Source organism: Streptomyces sp. YIM S03343, assembly GCF_054729195.1.
Window position 1 is genome coordinate 4,667,829 of sequence record NZ_JBPUKX010000001.1, and the last position, 16,564, is coordinate 4,684,392.

Annotated in this window: 18 protein-coding genes; 10 read left to right on the plus strand and 8 right to left on the minus strand. The window is 70.2% G+C overall.

Annotated features, from left to right (window positions below; all coding sequences use genetic code 11):
• Positions 1 to 3 precede the first annotated feature (3 nt).
• The 4 genes from ACSYGN_RS20095 (at position 4) to ACSYGN_RS20110 (ending at position 3,227) form a co-directional block, all read left to right on the plus strand.
• Positions 4 to 750 carry a thioesterase II family protein gene (locus tag ACSYGN_RS20095; RefSeq protein ID WP_460397557.1) on the plus strand — a complete coding sequence of 249 codons (747 nt, stop codon included), beginning with the start codon at positions 4 to 6 and terminating at the stop codon, positions 748 to 750.
• An 84-nt stretch (positions 751 to 834) separates the two neighbouring features.
• A complete protein-coding gene (locus ACSYGN_RS20100) occupies positions 835 to 1,038 on the plus strand; it encodes a hypothetical protein (protein WP_460397559.1) in 204 nt (67 codons plus the stop codon).
• Positions 1,035 to 1,532, plus strand: coding sequence for a cysteine dioxygenase (locus tag ACSYGN_RS20105; protein ID WP_460397561.1), 498 nt, complete (start codon positions 1,035 to 1,037; stop codon positions 1,530 to 1,532). Before ACSYGN_RS20100 ends, ACSYGN_RS20105 begins: the two co-directional genes overlap by 4 nt.
• Positions 1,533 to 1,766: 234 nt before the next feature.
• The gene (locus ACSYGN_RS20110; RefSeq protein ID WP_460397563.1) at positions 1,767 to 3,227 is read left to right on the plus strand and encodes a DUF2252 domain-containing protein; all 1,461 of its coding nucleotides are present in this window, start codon (positions 1,767 to 1,769) and stop codon (positions 3,225 to 3,227) included.
• Between the two features lie 106 nt (positions 3,228 to 3,333).
• Here the strand turns inward: ACSYGN_RS20110 and ACSYGN_RS20115 are convergent, their stop codons facing one another.
• Complete coding sequence (locus ACSYGN_RS20115) at positions 3,334 to 3,528, minus strand: DUF397 domain-containing protein (RefSeq protein ID WP_460403588.1); 195 nt, start codon at positions 3,526 to 3,528, stop codon at positions 3,334 to 3,336.
• A 138-nt stretch (positions 3,529 to 3,666) separates the two neighbouring features.
• Between ACSYGN_RS20115 and ACSYGN_RS20120 the strand changes: the two genes are divergently transcribed.
• The 4 genes from ACSYGN_RS20120 to ACSYGN_RS20135 all read left to right on the plus strand — a co-directional run bounded on the left by ACSYGN_RS20120 (position 3,667) and on the right by ACSYGN_RS20135 (position 6,410).
• Positions 3,667 to 4,176 (plus strand): SigE family RNA polymerase sigma factor, encoded by a 510-nt coding sequence (locus tag ACSYGN_RS20120; protein WP_460397565.1) that lies wholly within the window; start codon positions 3,667 to 3,669, stop codon positions 4,174 to 4,176.
• Between the two features lie 61 nt (positions 4,177 to 4,237).
• Entirely contained in the window at positions 4,238 to 4,951 is a 714-nt protein-coding gene (locus tag ACSYGN_RS20125; RefSeq protein WP_460397567.1) for a hypothetical protein, read from the plus strand.
• A gap of 225 nt (positions 4,952 to 5,176) precedes the next feature.
• Positions 5,177 to 5,995, plus strand: coding sequence for a hypothetical protein (locus tag ACSYGN_RS20130; protein WP_460397569.1), 819 nt, complete (start codon positions 5,177 to 5,179; stop codon positions 5,993 to 5,995).
• Between the two features lie 85 nt (positions 5,996 to 6,080).
• Positions 6,081 to 6,410: a rhodanese-like domain-containing protein gene (locus tag ACSYGN_RS20135; RefSeq protein WP_460403590.1), complete on the plus strand. Its 330-nt coding sequence runs from the start codon at positions 6,081 to 6,083 to the stop codon at positions 6,408 to 6,410.
• Positions 6,411 to 6,511: 101 nt separating this feature from the next.
• Here ACSYGN_RS20135 and ACSYGN_RS20140 read toward each other — a convergent pair whose 3' ends face one another.
• The 6 genes from ACSYGN_RS20140 to paaA form a co-directional block, all read right to left on the minus strand.
• Positions 6,512 to 7,675 (minus strand): acyl-CoA dehydrogenase family protein, encoded by a 1,164-nt coding sequence (locus tag ACSYGN_RS20140; protein WP_460397571.1) that lies wholly within the window; start codon positions 7,673 to 7,675, stop codon positions 6,512 to 6,514.
• Positions 7,676 to 7,782: 107 nt separating this feature from the next.
• Positions 7,783 to 8,844 (minus strand): 2Fe-2S iron-sulfur cluster-binding protein, encoded by a 1,062-nt coding sequence (locus ACSYGN_RS20145; protein WP_460397573.1) that lies wholly within the window; start codon positions 8,842 to 8,844, stop codon positions 7,783 to 7,785.
• Positions 8,844 to 9,386: a 1,2-phenylacetyl-CoA epoxidase subunit PaaD gene (paaD, locus tag ACSYGN_RS20150; RefSeq protein WP_460397575.1), complete on the minus strand. Its 543-nt coding sequence runs from the start codon at positions 9,384 to 9,386 to the stop codon at positions 8,844 to 8,846. Before paaD ends, ACSYGN_RS20145 begins: the two co-directional genes overlap by 1 nt.
• Entirely contained in the window at positions 9,380 to 10,135 is a 756-nt protein-coding gene (paaC, locus tag ACSYGN_RS20155; protein WP_460397577.1) for a 1,2-phenylacetyl-CoA epoxidase subunit PaaC, read from the minus strand. Before paaC ends, paaD begins: the two co-directional genes overlap by 7 nt.
• Positions 10,132 to 10,419, minus strand: a complete 288-nt coding sequence (gene paaB, locus ACSYGN_RS20160) for a 1,2-phenylacetyl-CoA epoxidase subunit PaaB (protein WP_029386333.1) — start codon at positions 10,417 to 10,419, stop codon at positions 10,132 to 10,134. The genes paaC and paaB overlap by 4 nt, the downstream gene beginning before the upstream one ends.
• Positions 10,416 to 11,477 (minus strand): 1,2-phenylacetyl-CoA epoxidase subunit PaaA, encoded by a 1,062-nt coding sequence (gene paaA, locus ACSYGN_RS20165; RefSeq protein WP_460397579.1) that lies wholly within the window; start codon positions 11,475 to 11,477, stop codon positions 10,416 to 10,418. The genes paaB and paaA overlap by 4 nt, the downstream gene beginning before the upstream one ends.
• Positions 11,478 to 11,940: 463 nt before the next feature.
• On the opposite strand from paaA, the gene ACSYGN_RS20170 reads away from it, so the two are divergent.
• Positions 11,941 to 12,825 (plus strand): DUF5819 family protein, encoded by an 885-nt coding sequence (locus ACSYGN_RS20170; RefSeq protein WP_460397581.1) that lies wholly within the window; start codon positions 11,941 to 11,943, stop codon positions 12,823 to 12,825.
• 335 nt (positions 12,826 to 13,160) lie between these two features.
• Here ACSYGN_RS20170 and ACSYGN_RS20175 read toward each other — a convergent pair whose 3' ends face one another.
• A complete protein-coding gene (locus ACSYGN_RS20175) occupies positions 13,161 to 14,309 on the minus strand; it encodes an ISAs1 family transposase (protein WP_460397583.1) in 1,149 nt (382 codons plus the stop codon).
• A gap of 441 nt (positions 14,310 to 14,750) precedes the next feature.
• Between ACSYGN_RS20175 and ltrA the strand changes: the two genes are divergently transcribed.
• Positions 14,751 to 16,514, plus strand: a complete 1,764-nt coding sequence (gene ltrA / locus ACSYGN_RS20180) for a group II intron reverse transcriptase/maturase (protein WP_460397585.1) — start codon at positions 14,751 to 14,753, stop codon at positions 16,512 to 16,514.
• The last annotated feature ends 50 nt before the right edge of the window (positions 16,515 to 16,564 follow it).

The following is a 16,564-nucleotide window of genomic DNA, read 5'->3' on the forward strand; positions in this document are numbered from 1 at the left end:
CACATGTCTGGCCTGCGGACCCTGACCCTGGTGTGCTTCCCGCACGCCGGCGGTGGGCTGGGGCGATATCGGAGCTGGCGGGAAGACCTGCCGGACGGTGTCGAGGTGGTCCTGCCCGACCTGCCCGGCCGGGAGGGGCGGCTCTTCGAGGAGCCCCTCCCGGACGTCGCCTCGGTGAGCGCGTACGTCCTGCGCACGCTGGCCGCGGAGATCGCGCACACCGAACGACTGGCGTTCGCCGGCCTCAGCTACGGGGCACTCGTGGCGTACGACATGGCCGCGCGCCTGGAGGCGTCCGGGAAGCGGGTCGAGGCCGTGTTCGCGGCGAGCCAGCGGGCGCCGTCCACCCCCCTGCCACCGATCGACTGGCACTCGATGGGCGACGCGGAACTGCTCGGTGAGCTCGCCGGGATCGGTGGACTGAGCCCGGACCTGACGGACGAGGAGGAACTTCTCGAACTGTTCCTCCCCACCATCCGGGCGGAACTCCACGCCAGCGAGAGCTATCTCAAGCCCGCGACCTACGACCGTCTGCGGTGCCCGGTCTTCCTCTACCACGGCACCGAGGACGCCGTGATCCCGGCGTCCTCGGCTCACGCCTGGCGCGACGAGACCGACCACCTCTCGTGGCGAAGCCTGAAGGCCGCGCACTTCCTGACCGGACCCGACGGCACGGACCTGTGGCACGAGGCGCTGCTCCAGGACATGGCCTCGTGCACACCCCGGCCCGCTCTCGGCCGCACCCCGTGAAGCACGGTCCGCACCGCGATCACGGCCACCGCCAGGGAGGCGCCCGACCGACCTGGTGAACCGACCCGAACGAAAGGAGCAGTGATGAACACGACAGAGACGCCCGGACTGATGCTTCCCCGGTGCTGCGCCCACCTCATGACCTGGCACGAGGGTCCGCTCACCGCTCGCACAACCGCAGTCGCCACCGGCGCCGGCCTCCGGGCCGAAACCCTGGACAAGGAGTCCGCGACAGCTTTCGACCTCGACGTGCTCCGGCCCTCCGAAAGCCGGGTGGTCCGTACGTGAGCGACAGCGATCTCCAGATCGCCGGTGACCTCCTCGAGGTCCCGCACCTCCTGCCGCCCCCGCGCGACCACCCGGCCACCGTCGCCGAATTCGTCGGCCTGGCCCGCTCCGTCGCCGCCGATCGCTCCCAGTGGGAGCACCTCGTCCGGTACGACGCCACGGCGCGCTGGTACCACCGGCTGCGCACCGGGCCCGGCTACGAGGTGTGGCTGCTGTCCTGGGTGCCGGGGCAGGGCAGCGGACTGCACGACCACGGCCGCTCCTTCGGTGTGCTGACCGTGTTGGAGGGCATGCTGACCGAGCGGTCGGAAAGCGGAAGACGCGTGGTCGGGGCGGGCACGCAGCGGGTGTTCGCGCCGGGGTACATGCACGAGGTCGTCAACGACGCGCTGGAGCCGTCGGTGAGCCTGCACATCTACTACCCGGGCCTGAGCGAGATGCGGATGCACACCACCGCCCACTGCGCGGCGGCGCGCACGCAGCTGGTCCGGTGACGGCCTGACGCGCTGACGCGTTGTCGTACCCGCGCCCGAGAGGTGCCCCGGCCGGACTCGCGGAGCAACGGCCCTGCGGGGCGCGCGATGTGTGCCGCGCGCCCCGCTCGCGCAAAGGGGTGACGGCGGGCGGGTGGGGAGTTGTCCACAGGGTCTGACGTGTTTTGGCGGGTGGCTGTACGGTCTGCACAAGTTGATGTTCGTGCGGGTGTGTGAGCGGGGGAGGCGGTTGTGGTGAGTGAGGCCGGAGCTGGAGCGGCGGATGCCGGGCGGGGGCGGCGGCTGCCGACGGTGCGGGGCTTCGCGCCCTGGCCGGGAGGCGGCCCCCGGGCGTCCGACGGCGGCAGCTCCGAGTACCGCTCCCCGAAGCAGGAGGGGAAGGCGCTGCGGCGTGGAGTGCCGCGCAGTTCGCACGCCACCTTCGACCTGGACGGCTCCCGTCCCGACGCCGTCCGGGCCGTCGAGGAGTCGAACCAGGGACGCATCCCGGAGCTGACGCCGATACGCGTCGGCAGGATGGCGGCCACGCCGTTCGCGTTCCTGCGCGGCTCCGCGGGACTCATGGCCTACGACCTCGCGCGCACCCCCATGACCCGTATCCGCGCTCAGATCTGCGGCGACGCGCACGCCGCCAACTTCGGCCTGTACGGCGACGCACGCGGCGGCCTCGTCATAGACCTGAACGACTTCGACGAGACGGTGACCGGCCCCTGGGAGTGGGACCTGAAACGGCTCGCGGCCTCGCTGGTGCTGGCCGGCCGGGAGGCGGGCTCAGGGGAGGACTGCTGCCGGGACGCGGCGCGTGACGCCGTCGGCTCCTACCGGCGCACCATGCGGCTGCTCGCCGGACTGCCCGTCCTGGACGCGTGGAACGCCATCGCCGACGAGGAGCTCGTCTCGCACACCGACGCCCATGACCTGCTCGGCACCCTGCAACGGGTCTCCGAGAAGGCGCGGGCCAACACCAGCGGGCGGTTCGCGGCGAAGTCCACGGAGACGGCCGAGGACGGCGGGCGGCGCTTCGTGGACGCCCCGCCCGTGCTGCGGCGTGCCGACGACGAGGAGGCGGCCGAGGTCGCGGCGGCCCTGGAGCACTACCTCGGCACGCTCTCGGAGGACCGTCTCCCGCTGCTGGCCCGTCACGCGGTGCACGACGTGGCGTTCCGGGTGGTCGGCACGGGCAGCGTGGGCGCGCGCTCGTACGTCGTCCTGCTCCTCGACCACCGGGGCGAACCGCTGGTCCTCCAGGTCAAGGAGGCCCGCCCCTCGGCCCTGGTGCCGCATCTGCTGACCGCCGGTTTCGAGACGCCGGAGGTGGAGCACGAGGGACGGCGGGTGGTCCTCGGGCAGAAGCGGATGCAGGTCGTGAGCGACATCCTGCTGGGCTGGACGACGGTCGGCGGACGGCCCTTCCAGGTACGGCAGTTCCGCAACCGCAAGGGCAGCGTCGACCCCGCCGCCCTGGCCGCCGACCAGATAGACGACTACGCCCGCATGACCGGCGCCCTCCTGGCCCGCGCCCACTCCCACAGCGCGGACCCCCGGCTGGTCGCCGGGTACTGCGGCAAGAACGACGAACTCGACGAGGCGATCGCCACCTTCGCCGTCACCTACGCCGACCGCACGGAGGCCGACCACGCGGACCTGCTGGCGGCGGTGCGGGCGGGGAGGGTCGCGGCGGAAATGGGGGTCTGACGGAGGCGGGGGCCGGCGACACGCGGCTCAGAACACACGGCAGCCCCTGATCTCACGGACCAGGGGCTCCTTGTCGCGGTTTCGGGTGCTGAGCTGGACGGTCTCCTCAGACCGAAGGGAGTTCGTCGGCCTTCACCGTCCTCATGAACGAGGTCCACGCATCCGCCTCGAACACGAGGCAGGGGCCTTCTGGGTCTTTGCTGTCACGCACAGCCAGGACGCCGGGGAACCCGTTCGCGACCTCTATGCAGTCGCCGCCCTGATCGCTATAGCTGCGATGGAGCGAAAGCCACCGCGCCAGTCCCGACCCTCCTCAGGCCCGACATCAACGTCGCCGAAGGGAAGTTCGCCTGAGGCGGCCAGATTTCTGCTGCTCCGGGTGGGACGTAACCCTGTGGCCACAGCGTCTTCAGAGTGTGGACGATGAACAGGATCTCGGATGAAGCGCCGGTACGAAGAGGAATTCATGGCGTTCGCCGCTGCGCGATCCGCACCTCTGTTCCGCTCCGCGTGTGTGCTCACCAGCGGTGACGTGCACCTCGCGGAGGACCTGGTGCAGGACACGCTGGGCCGGATGTATGCCAACTGGCGCAAGATCGCGCAGGCAGACGACCCAGCGGCCTATACCCACGCCGTCCTCGTACGGACCTACCTGTCCTACCGCCGCCGGCGCAGCAGCTCTGAGCAGCCCAGCGACACCCTGCAGGACTCCGGTGCCGTCACCGAGCACGACGCCACGCTGCGGGTCACGTTGCTCGACGCCCTCGGCCGCCTCTCCGCCCGGGACCGCGCCGTGCTGCTCCTGCGCTACTGGGAGGACCGCAGCGTCGAGCAGACCGCCGAGATCCTTCAGATCCGGCCGGGCGCGGTACGGAACCAGAGCATGCGCGCGCTCGCCCGCATCCGGGACCTTCTGGGCCACGACCTGTCCGACCTCGCCAGTCCCTGACCCCGGTGCCGCGGCACCTACCTCGCCCTCATCACCGACCCCGGAAACGCGGTGACCCGCCATGCCCACCGAAGAAGACTTCACCGAAGCACTCCGTACCACCCTCCTGGCCTTCGAGCCGCCCAACGCCCGGTCACTTGTGCAGGCCGGTGTCCGCAACGGCCGACGCAGGCGTCGCCGCCGCGCTGCGGCCGTCGGCGTGAGCGGAGCGGCCGTACTCGCGCTCGTCGGGCTCGGCACGACGGTCGTTCCCGGACTGCTGTCAGACGGACGGCCAACCGACCCCACGCACACCGGTCCGGCGGCCTCGGCCACCACAGGTTCGGCCACGGCATCGGTCACCCCGAGGCCGACCTTCACCGGCGCACTGCCCGGCGACCGAGCCCTTGCCACCCTGACCGGCCTGCTGCCGCCCGGCCTGACCCATTCGAGCCCGCCCGGCGGCCTACGGTCCGGCCAGCTGTGGGTGGACGACGGCCACGGCAAGTCGCTGCTCGACGTGCACGTCTCCCGGCAGACCTCCACCACCGCGATCCGGGACCACGTCTTCGCCGGCGCGACGGCCTCGGCCGACGGCACCTTGATCCAGTCCCGGCAGGCACCACCCGGAACCGACCCCGGGCACCAGACGGTGAACGTTCTGCATCCTGACGGGCTCTACATCACCATCATGGAGTGGCAGGCGCCGAGCCAGGACGGCCCCTCTACCCGTACCACGCCGATCCTGACACTGGCCCAACTGCGGGCCATCGCAACCAGCTCGCAGTGGCAGTAACGCCCGCAGCGGCCGTGCGGCGGGCCGACACGATTCGGTGTTCTTCGGAGGATCGGCAGGTCGAGGGCCTGGCAGAGGTCGCGGGCGCGCATCGGCCGGCCCGCGTCGGCCAGGGTGGTCAGGATCTGCTGGTAGGCGGGGCGGTCCGGGATGTCGGGGCGGTCCCGCCCGCGTCGGTGACCTTCGGGCTGCGGGCTGCCCCCGAGCGTGGCCTACGCTGGTCGGGTGACGACCCCGGAAGCTGAGCAGCCCCAGTCCGTCGGCGCGGAGTCCCGGCCCGAGGAGCGGCTTGAGCGGGCCGTGCGGGCGGCCGAGCAGGCGTTGATCGAGTACGAGATCGCCGTGGAGACCTTCCGCGTCGAGGTCGAGAACTTCTCGCGGCTGCACGAGCAGAAGCTCGGCCCGATGTACACCCGCCTCGAAGAGCTGGACGCCCAGATCGCCGAGGCCAAGGCCGCCCGTACCGGAGATCCCGAGGATCTGCGTCTGGCGCAGGAGGCGCGGGCGCGGGTGATGCCCATTCCCGGCGTCGAGGAACTGCTGAACGGCTGGATGGACGGCGACGGGCTCTTCCCCGAGGCCGTCTCCATGCTCACCGAGCAGACGGTGCGGACGCCGCCCCGGGTGCGCCCCAGCGATGAGGCACGCAAGCTCTACCGTGAGCTCGCCCGCAAGGCCCACCCCGACCTGGCGCAGGAGGAGAGCGAGCGGGAGCGGCGCGAGGAGTTCATCACGCGCGTCAACGCCGCCTACGCGCGTGGCGACGAAGCCCTGCTGCGGGAGCTCGCCGAGGAATGGGCCGCCGGGCCGGTGCCGGCCGAGCGGCGTCCGAGCCGCAGCGAGGAGCTCTACGAGCGGCTCGAATGGCTCGCCCACCGCAAGGAACTGCTCACCCTCGTCGCCAAGGAGCTGGAGGACGGCCCGATCGCCTCGATGCTCCGGCTCGCCCCCGACGACCCCGACGGTCTCCTCGACGAGATCGCCGAACAGCTCCACAGGCAGCTGGCCGAGCTGGAGGCGGAGCTCGCCGCACTGCTCGGATGAGGGCCTTTCCGGGCCTTTCCGCTCCCTTCACGGAACCGGGCCAGGGAGGTCAGGTAGCGTCGGGAGCATGGTTTTCGGAGCTGGTGTGCCCACCGTGCCGGTCGGCGATCTCAAGGACGGCGACTTCCTGCTGGACGTCCGTGAGGACGAGGAGTGGCAGGCGGGCCATGCCGCCGGAGCGCTGCACATTCCGATGAGCGAGTTCGTGGCCCGCTACGGCGAGCTGACCGAGGCCGCGCCGCAGGACGGGCGGGTCCATGTGATCTGCCGCTCCGGTGCGCGTTCCGCGCAGGTCACGATGTATCTGGCCCAGCGGGGTGTCGAGGCCGTGAATGTCGAGGGCGGCATGGCGGCCTGGGAGGCCGGCGGGCGGCCCTTGGTGAACGGGCAGGGGCAGCCCGGCGTCGTCGTCTGACCCGGATCCAGGAACGGACCCATCCAGGCCCAGGCCCGGACCCGGACCTGGACCCGGACCGGCTTTGGGCCCGGGCCTCGGACCGGTTACGGCGCGTCGCGTCAGCCCAGCGGGTGGGCTGCCAGCAGGTCGCCCAGGGCCTCCTCGTGGGCCGCCGCCGGGCCGAGGGACAGTTCCAGGTGTTTGGCCCAGGCGTGATAGCGGTGCAGCGGGTAGTCGGTGTCGGCGCCGAAACCGCCGTGCAGATGCTGCGCGGTCTGTACGACACGGCGTACGCCCTCCGCGGCCCAGACCTTGGCCACGGCGACGTCCGCGGCGGCGGGCAGCGGGCCCTGTGCCCCCGAGCCGATCCGCCAGGCGGCCTGCCACAGCGTGGCCTCCATCGCCCGCAGGTCGATATAGCGGTCGGCGGCCTGCACGGCGACGGCCTGGAAGGTCGCCACCGGGTGCCCGAACTGCTCGCGCTTGCTGGTGTATTCGCTGCTCATCCGCAGCACGCGCTCCCCCAGGCCCAGCGCCAGCGCACACGTCCCGGTGGTCAGCAGCAGCCGCAGCCACTCCCAGGCGCCGTCGGCCTCGATGACGTCCCGGGCAGGGACGCGCGCCGACTCCAGGCGCAGTTCGCCCAGCCGTTCGCCGGTGGTGGAGAGCTGCTCGGCGAGGACGGCGCCCTTCTGGCCGCGGGGTACCAGTGCGAGGATCGCGTGATCGGTGTCCGTTGCGTCTGTGGCGTCCGTTCCCTCCACATGTGCGGGTACGACGACGATGTCGGCGTCGTAGGCCCAGGGCACCGCCGTCTGCACGCCGTCCAGGAGCCAGCCGTCGCCCTCCCTGCGCGCGGTGACCGCGAGTTCGGCGCCGTCGTGACCGGTGCGGCCGTGCGCGGCGACGGTCAGGACCAGCTCGCCGCGTCCCGCCCGGGTCAGCAGTGCCGACTTGGCCTCCTCGCCGCCGTACGCCTGGACGGCGGCCGCGGCCGCGCTGTGCTCCAGCAGGGGAACCCGGGCCAGCACCTTCGCGGACGCGCGCAGGACCAGGCACAGGGCGATGGGGTCGAGGCCCGCCCCGCCGTGTTCCTCGGCGAGCAGCAGGCTGAGCAGGTCGGCCTCGGCGAGTTTCGCCCACAGCGTGCGGTCGAAGTCGTCGGCGACCGGGCGGCCCTGGGTGAGCGCGGGGCTCGGCACCTGGTCCGGGGCGACCCCTGCGAACACCCCGTCGGCCGCCTCGGCCGCCGCCTGCTGTTCCTCGGTGAAGGTGAAGTCCACGGGTCCTGTCCTCTCCTCCCGGTCCATCAGTCCTGACGGAGCGTCAAGATAGAACAGGTTCTAGAAGAAGGGAACGGGGAGGGAACGGGGAGGCAGGGCCCAGCGGGTCAGCGGTCGAAGTCCAGTTCCACCCCCTCCGTCACCGGATGCGACTGGCAGGCCAGCACATATCCGGCCGCCGTCTCCTCCGGTTCCAGCGCGAAGTTGCGGTCCATGCGCACCTCGCCCGCGACCAGATAGGCCCGGCAGGTGCCGCACACGCCGCCCTTGCAGGCGTAGGGCGCGTCGGGGCGGTTGCGCAGCACCGTGTCCAGGACGGACTCGCCGTCCAGCACCGGCCAGGTGCCGCCGCGGCCGTCGAGCCGGGCGGTGACCGTGCTGTGCGCGGGGGCCGGGGCCGCGGCGGCCGGCGGGGCGGCGTCGACGTGGAAGATCTCCTCGTGGATCCGGGCGCGGGGCACCCCGAGCGCGCGCAGGGCCCGCTCGGCGCCCTGCACCAGCCCGAACGGCCCGCACAGGAACCAGCCAGCCACCTGCTCCACCGGCAGCAGCGCGGGAAGCAGCCCGGTCAGCCGCTCCGTGTCGAGCCGCCCGGACCCCAGCCCCGCCTGCTGTTCCTCCCGGGACAGCGCCGTGACCACCTGAAGGCGTGCCGGGTGGCGGTCCTTCAGATCGGCGACCTCCTCCAGGAACATCGTCGAGGCCGCCGTACGGTCGCTGCGGACGAGGCAGAACCGGGCTTCCGGCTCCCGCGCCAGCAGCGTGGCGGCGATCGACAGCACCGGGGTGATCCCGCTGCCGCCGATGATCGCGGCGTACAGACCGGGCGCCGGATCGAGGGTGAAGCGGCCCGCAGGGATCATGACCTCCAGCTCGTCCCCGACTGCGATCTCCTTCAGCGCGTACGCCGAGAACGCGCCGCCCTCCATCATCCGCACCCCGACGCGCAGGGTGCGCGGGCCCTCGCCGCCGGGGTCGGGCGCGGGGGAGCAGATCGAGTAGGTGCGCCGTATCTCCTTCCCGTCGACCATGCGGCGCAGCGCGAGGTGCTGGCCTGCGGCGTGCCGGTAGTCCTCGCGCAGTCCGGGCGGCACGGTGAAGGTGAGGGCGACGGCGTCATCGGTGATCCGGTCGACCGCGGCCACCGGGAGCGGGTGGAAGCGGGCCATCACAACTCCTTGAAATGGTCGAACGGTTCACGGCACGTCAGGCAGCGCCGCAGCGCCTTGCAGGCGGTGGAGGAGAAACGGCTGAGCAGCTCCGTGTCGGCCGAGCCGCAGTGCGGGCAGCGCACCGCCTCCGGCTGCTCCGCGGCCGATGCCCGGGTCGGCCCGAGAGACAGCGGCACCGGGCCCGAGCGTGCCCCCGCACGCGGCGGCGCTATGCCGAACTCCCGCAGTTTGCGCCGCCCTTCGTCCGTGATGTCGTCCGTCGACCAGGCGGGCGCGAGGACCGTGCGCACGGTGACCCGGCGCACCCCGTGCGCGTGCAGCGCCCGCTCTATGTCCAGCGCCATCGCCTCGACGGCCGGGCAGCCGGTGTATGTCGGGGTCATCTCGACCTCGACCTCGACCGTGTCCGTGCCCCGGGCGTGCACCGCGCGGACTATGCCCAGTTCCAGCAGGGTGAGCACGGGCAGTTCGGGGTCGGGCACGGAGCCGGCGACCTCCAGGAGTTCCGCCTCGAGCGCGGTGGCCGCGGCCGTCACCATGACGCCCCCGGATGACTGCGGTGCAGACACTGCATCTCGGCGAGCATCCGGCCGAACGGCTCGGTGTGCAGGCCCTGCCGTCCGGCCCCCGCCTTCCATGCCCCGGTGCGGGGGCCGTCGGGGACGGCCAGCCCGGCCCGGTGCAGCACGTCGTCCACGGACTCCAGCCAGGCGGCGGCCAGCGCCTCCCCGTCCATGTCGAGGCCCTCCACCGGCTGGAACGGCTCGCCGGTGAACCGCCACAGCGCCGTGCAGGCGTTCTGCATCCGGGCGTGGCTGACGTCCGTGCCGTCGCCGAGCCGCAGCGTCCACTGCTCGGCGTGGTCACGGTGATAAGCGGTCTCCTTCACGGCCTTCGCCGCCAGCGGGGCGAACGGGCCGCTGCCGTCGGCCAGCCGGTCGTAGAGCAGTTGCTGGTAGGTGGAGAAGTACAGCTGGCGGGCGATGGTGTGGGCGAAGTCGCCGTTGGGCTGTTCCACCAGCTGGAGGTTCAGGAAGGCGCGCTCCTCGCGCAGATACGCCAGTTCGTCCTCGTCTCCGACCATGGACAGCAGCACCCGGGCCTGACCCAGCAGGTCCAGCGCGATATTGGCGAGGGCGACCTCCTCCTCCAGGACCGGGGCGTGCCCCGCCCACTCCCCCAGGCGGTGCGACAGCACCAGCGCGTCGTCGCCGAGGGCCAGGGCGGCCGTCCTGGGGGCACAGGACTCGGGAACGCCCGGATAGGTCGTCTCCGGTGCAGGGGTCACAGGTGCTTCACCCCCTCGGGGATCTCGTAGAACGTCGGGTGCCGGTACGGCTTGTCGGCGGCCGGTTCGAAGAACGGGTCCTTCTCGTCCGGTGACGAGGCCGTGATCGCGGACGAGGGCACGACCCAGATGGACACACCCTCGCCGCGCCGGGTGTAGAGATCGCGCGCGTTGCGCAGGGCCAGCTCCGCGTCCGGGGCGTGCAGGCTGCCGGCGTGGGTGTGGGAGAGGCCGCGGCGGGAGCGCACGAAAACCTCCCAGAGTGGCCAGTCGGTGGTGGTCATGCTCGCGTCGCCCCCGTCTCGCCCGTCCTGCGCTGCTCGCCCGTCTTGCTCGTCCCGCTCGTCCTGTCCTGTTCGGCTGCCGCTACGGCGTGTCTGGCGGCGTGGGCAGCAGCCGCCTCCCGCACCCACGCGCCCTCGTCGTGCGCCTTCTTGCGCTGGGTGATCCGCTGCTCGTTGCAGGGCCCGTTGCCCTTCAGCACCTCCCGGAACTCCGCCCAGTCGATCGCGCCGAAGGTGTAGTGCCCGCTCTCCTCGTCCCACCGCAGATCGGGGTCGGGCAGGGTGACGCCCAGGAACTCGGCCTGCGGAACGCACATGTCCACGAAGCGTCGCCGCAGTTCGTCATTCGAATGGCGCTTGATCTTCCACGCCATCGACTGGGCCGAGTGCGGGGACTCGTCGTCGGGCGGGCCGAACATCATCAGCGACGGCCACCACCAGCGGTCCACCGCGTCCTGCGCCATCGCGTGCTGCTCCGGGGTGCCTTTGCTGAGGGCCAGCAGCAGTTCGTAGCCCTGGCGCTGATGGAAGGACTCCTCCTTGCAGATGCGGACCATCGCGCGCGCGTACGGGCCGTAGGAGCAGCGGCACAGCGGGACCTGGTTGGTGATCGCCGCGCCGTCCACCAGCCAGCCGATCGCGCCGACGTCCGCCCAGGTCAGAGTGGGGTAGTTGAAGATCGAGGAGTACTTCTGACGGCCGCTGTGCAGTTTGCCCAGCAGGTCGTCACGGCTGACGCCGAGGGTCTCGGCCGCGCCGTAGAGGTAGAGCCCGTGTCCGGCCTCGTCCTGGACCTTGGCCATGAGGATGGCCTTGCGGCGCAGTGAGGGCGCACGGGTGATCCAGTTGGACTCCGGCTGCATGCCGATGATCTCGGAGTGCGCGTGCTGCGCGATCTGGCGGATCAGCGTGGCGCGGTAGGCCTCGGGCATCCAGTCGCGCGGCTCGATGCGCTCGTCGGCGGCCACGGCGGTGTCGAACGCGTGCTCGTACGCCCCCGTGTCCGGTGCGTCGCGCGTCCGCTTGTCGGCCGTCCGGTGGGCGGCTGCTGTCGCCATGCGGTCCCCCTCGACCTCGGTGTGTGACGTGGTGCTTGTGACGTGGTGCTGATGGCAGGGCGTCCCCTTCCGGCCGGGCCGGATCTGCCCGGGAACGCAACCGACCGATCGTTCGGTCCGGCGTGATTCCATGGTGAATCGGGCCCTCGCGAGGTGTCAACCGCTGTGGAAAACACATGCCGACAGCCTGTGGACAACGTATGTACGACTCCCAAAAGCCCGTTCACCTGCGAAGACGCGGCCGCTGCCGCTCCACCGCGGCGTCCCGTGGGTCCGGTCCTGCGAATGGGGTGTGCGGAGGCGCGGGGCTGAGTACCGTTCCCGTGCGACCGCTGTGGCACGGCGTGAGCGGCGGTACGGTCCGCCGTGCGGGAGCGGGGCACGGGACGACGCGGGATCGGGCCACGGGACGGCGCGGGATCGGGAACGGCGACGGATCGGAACGGATCGGAAACGGGGCGGAATGGACGCTTACGACTCGGACCCGGGCGCTCCCGACGCGCCCTCGGACCCCGCCGCCCTCCACGAGCCCGCCCCCTCGCCCCCTCCGGCCGACCCTGCCAGCCACGCCACCCCGGCCACGCCCGCCGAAGAGCCGTCCTCGCGTCCCGAAGACCCCCCGTCCCACGAGGCCCCGCTCTTACCGACCGCCCACCCCACCCTCGCCGACCTGTCCACCCCCTACCGTCTGGCCGCCGCCTCGGCCGTCGCCGTGGTCGCCGTCGTCGTGGCCGTCCATCTCGGCATGGTGTTCCTGCACGTCGCGCCGTCGAACACGGTGTCCAAGCAGCACAGCGAGGCCATCGACGACTGGATCTACCCCGAGTTCGAGCAGAACTGGAAGCTGTTCGCGCCCAACCCGCTCCAGCAGAACATCTCGGTGCAGGTCCGCGCCGGTATCCGTACCGCGGACGGCGCCACCCGGACCACCGGCTGGTACGACCTGTCCGCCGAGGACGGCCGGGCCGTCGACGGCAGTCTGCTGCCGAGCCACACGCAGCAGAACGAGCTGCGCAGGGCCTGGGACTTCTTTCTCGCCTCGCACGACGGCGACAGCCACCCGGTGGGTCTGCGCGGCGCCCTCTCCGAGCAGTATCTGCGCCGTATCACCGTGCTGAGGCTGGACCGCGACGACGCGGCGGGGCGGGGCGAGGGCATCGACCGTGTCCAGATCCGCTCCGTCACCACGAACGTGCCGCCGCCCGGCTGGAGCGGCGAGAAGCTGCCGACGACGCCCGCCTACCGCGAGCTGCCCTGGTGGGCCGTCCCCGCGGACGAGGCCGAGGGAGGCGTGCGGGTGCGACACGAGGTCGCTCCAGCTGAGTGGATGAGTGAGAGGAGGCGGTAACCGACCCGGACCAGTGTCCAAGGTCCGTCCCCACGTTCGCATGCGTCGCTGGCAACGGCGGGGTGTGAAGCCGAGCGGGAAAGTCCAAGAGCAGCCTGGCCATCGGGCAGCCACAGACGAAGGGGAAGGCTGGACGGGCGAACGTGAGTGAACCCTTGATGACGCCTCGTTACTTCCAAGTCGTGCGGATGGCAGGGCAGTTGGCGGCTATAGAACCCGAGCACGGAAGAGTGCTATGCGATCCCGCGTCTTCGCATAAGCGGGAGTGGACACCGCAGGTTCCGGGGTAAAGACAGGGCTGATTCAAAGTCCTGGTGATCATGTGGCGTTGCCGGTCAGGGCAGTCCGATCAAGTCCAGCGGACGGGTGAAGGGCGTATAGGACATCTCGCGCAGGCCGGCGGCGATGCTGCGGTGCCCGGCAGCGCGCAGGGTGTGGATCGCGAAGCTGCGCAGCGTGGCCATGTTCTCCGGTCCGTGCCCGGTGCGGATCTTCGAGGCGTCCTCGCCGAATGTGGTGTCTCTGACGTGGTGCACGGCCTCGATGCCCCATTGCGCGCGGGCGAGTTGGCCGATGGCCTGGGGAGATGCCGCCCGTGCCGTCAGGTCGGTGATGGCGTAGACGGTCTCACGGGTGATCTTGCCGGTCTTGAGGTCGGTGCGGTGCCGGTGGATCTTCGCGGCCTGCGCCAGGTACGGGAAGTCCAGCCCGAGACCGGTGACGGTGAGCGTGCGCACCGAGCGGGTCTCACGTCGCCCGTGCCCCGCCTCGCGGTCGTAGCGGCGGGCGGTCACCTCCTTCCACGGCAGCGAGCGCAACGCGTTGTGCAGCGTCGGCTGGTTCCGCTTGACCACGAGCAGGTAGTGCGCCTTCTTCGCCTCCACCAGCCATCTGGCGTGGTCACGATGGGTATGCAGGGCGTCGGCGGTCACCACGACATCGGCCAGGTCGAACGGCGCCAGCAAGTGCGTGAAGCCGGTGACCTCGGTGGTCTTGTCCGGTACCCGCAGCTGGCTGACGGTGCGTCCGCCGTCCAGGACGGCGGAGAGCAGGTGGGCGGCCGGGCCGGTGTCCGTGCGCGAGCCACGGGCGGCCTTGCCGTCCACGGCCAGGTGCCGGCTGCCCGCGGGGTCACATCCGAGCAGGTCGGCAAGCCCGCCGGGACATACGAGGGTCAGGACGCGGCGGATCGTGGAGGGCGACGGTGCGCGGCGCACGCCCAGCGGGCCGACGGCACGCACGCCGAGGCGGGCGAGTGCGTCCAGGGGCGCGTGGCGCGCCCACTGGCCCACGGCCAGATAGGAGCGAGCCCCGGCCAGCACCGCGCAGCAGGCGGTGAGCAGGACCGATACCAGCGTATGGCGCCGTCCCCGCCGATCTCGCGGATCGCGAAGAACGGCCAGCCGTTCGGCGACACCGTTCACGCCGCGCTGGGCGGCAGTGGGCGACTTGGTCAGGCAGACAGTGGCAGACTGGCGGCACATCGAAGCTCCGGACGGGCGAGGCGACTTGGGAAGGTCACCCCGTCAACCGGAGCTTCGTTGTCTTCGTGACGGACTTCCGCCGGATAGTCACACCTCAGCCACCTGCACGTTTCCATGACCCCCAGGACTTTGAATCAGCCCTGGGGGTAAAGAGGGCGCCCACCCCAGCCGCGTCTCACTGGAGCGGAACGTGGAAACCCTGTTGGAGTCCGTGAAATCACGGTAAGCCGGAGGCAACGAAGGCCCAACTCTCCAGCAGGACAGGATGATCCGAGAAGCGAATGCCGACAGGGTGAAAACCCAGGGGAAACCGGGGCGGACAAGCGTCACCGCATAACCCGTCGGATACGGGCCTGTGCCCGGCCCGAAAGGGAGCCTACGCGGATCAGGTGAGCCTGTGAAGACCAGCTATCTGGAAACCAGAACTGAGGGGCAAGTTAGATGCCGAGTTCAGGAACGAGGACAGGAGTAACTGTCCGGCCTGCTCTGGCGAACGGACCCGAAGACCACACGCAGGCATGGAACAGCATCGACTGGGCCAAGGCAGAAGCGTCGGTACGGCGACTGCGGCAGCGCATCTTCACAGCTACGCGCGAAGGGGACTTGAAGATAGTCCGAAACTTGCAGAAGCTCATGCTGAGGTCTCACTCGAACGTGCAGGTAAGCGTGAAGAGGGTGGCCCAGTTGAGCTCCGGACGCCGGACGGCCGGCATCGACGGTGAAACCGCCCTGACTCCGAAGGAGCGCGGACGGATGGTGGCCGAACTGGCTGCCCAACCCATCACCGACCATGCCCGTCCTGTTCGGCGCGTGTACATCCCCAAAGCGAACGGGAAACGACGCCCGCTGGGAATTCCAGTCATGTGCGACCGGGCCCGCCAGGCCATGGTCAAGAATGCGCTGGAACCCGAGTGGGAAGCTCGCTTCGAGGCGCGGAGCTTCGGTTTCCGCCCCGGGCGAGGGTGCCACGATGCGATCACGAACATCTTCAGCACGGTGGCCCAGAGACGGGCACAACGGCTGTGGGTGCTCGACGCGGACCTGGCATCGGCATTCGACCGGATCGACCATGCGCACCTGCTGACAAGCCTCGGACACTTCCCCGGCAGGGGAATGATTCGGGGTTGGCTCAAGGCAGGGATCATGGAGAACACGCGGTTCGCGCCTACCGAGGAGGGAACTCCTCAAGGTGGCGTGGTGAGCCCACTGTTGCTGAACATCGCTCTTCACGGGATGAGTGCAGCGGCCGGTTGTCTCGAAGGTGCCACGCTGTGGCAGCGGAGAGACGCACCGGTACTTGTGCGGTACGCAGACGACTTTGCCGTGTTCTGTCACAGCGAGAGTCAGGCGTATCGGGTCAAGGATGACTTGGCCGGGTGGCTGGAGCCGCGAGGGCTGTCCTTCAACGAGGAAAAGACACGGGTTGTCCACCTCGAAGAGGGATTTGACTTTCTCGGGTTCAATGTCCGCCGCTACAACGGGAAACTGCTCACAAAGCCGAGCAAGTCCGCTGTCAAGAGGTTCCGGAAAAGGCTCCGCGACGAGATGTTGGCCCATCGAGGGTCCAACGTGATGGCCGTGGTGAAGCGGCTCAACCCGATTCTTCGGGGATGGGCCACCTACTACCGGTCGGGTGTGTCCAAGAAGACGTTCCGCGATCTGGACGACTACTTGTGGAAGCTGACCTTCAAGTGGGCCAGGCATACGCACCCGAGGAAATCAAAGACCTGGTGTACCGAAAGGTACTACGGTCAGTTCAACTCGTACCGTCAGAGCAAATGGGTATTCGGTGACCGGGAAACCGGCATGTACCTGTACAAGCTCAGATGGACCAAGATTGAACGGCACGTCGGTCTCAAGGCGGGGTACTCGCCTGATGATCCGACGCTCGCCGATTACTGGGCGAACCGCTCGCGCAAAAAGATGCCAGCAACGGCGGACAGGACGTCTGTCACGCTGGCTGCTCGCCAAAAGGGAATCTGCCCCCTGTGTAAACAGGCGCTGATCTCCGGTGCCGAATTCGAGCCCGACAGCCCGCGGGAGTGGGCGGCCTGGTTCTCGGCATCCATGAAGATGCTTCACAAGCATCACTTCGTGTACAGGCGGCACGGCGGCTCGGACGAGAAGACAAACCTCCGCCTCGTGCACGCTGAATGTCATCGCCAGCACCACGCTGGCGACAACAGGAGGGCCGGGCAAGCATGAACGCGCGCAACAGCTCTGGGGGCTCGCTTGAGCCGGATGCGGTGAACAGC

Coding starts and splice junctions, on each gene's coding strand:
- paaA (WP_460397579.1), bottom strand. CDS start 11,477: ATGGCGACAGCAGCCGCCCACCGGACGGCCGACAAGCGGACGCGCGAC.
- ACSYGN_RS20100 (WP_460397559.1), top strand. CDS start 835: ATGAACACGACAGAGACGCCCGGACTGATGCTTCCCCGGTGCTGCGCC.
- ACSYGN_RS20145 (WP_460397573.1), bottom strand. CDS start 8,844: ATGGCCCGCTTCCACCCGCTCCCGGTGGCCGCGGTCGACCGGATCACC.
- ACSYGN_RS20125 (WP_460397567.1), top strand. CDS start 4,238: ATGCCCACCGAAGAAGACTTCACCGAAGCACTCCGTACCACCCTCCTG.
- paaD (WP_460397575.1), bottom strand. CDS start 9,386: ATGGTGACGGCCGCGGCCACCGCGCTCGAGGCGGAACTCCTGGAGGTC.
- ACSYGN_RS20170 (WP_460397581.1), top strand. CDS start 11,941: ATGGACGCTTACGACTCGGACCCGGGCGCTCCCGACGCGCCCTCGGAC.
- ACSYGN_RS20175 (WP_460397583.1), bottom strand. CDS start 14,309: ATGTGCCGCCAGTCTGCCACTGTCTGCCTGACCAAGTCGCCCACTGCC.
- ltrA (WP_460397585.1), top strand. CDS start 14,751: ATGCCGAGTTCAGGAACGAGGACAGGAGTAACTGTCCGGCCTGCTCTG.
- ACSYGN_RS20120 (WP_460397565.1), top strand. CDS start 3,667: ATGAAGCGCCGGTACGAAGAGGAATTCATGGCGTTCGCCGCTGCGCGA.
- ACSYGN_RS20095 (WP_460397557.1), top strand. CDS start 4: ATGTCTGGCCTGCGGACCCTGACCCTGGTGTGCTTCCCGCACGCCGGC.
- paaB (WP_029386333.1), bottom strand. CDS start 10,419: ATGACCACCACCGACTGGCCACTCTGGGAGGTTTTCGTGCGCTCCCGC.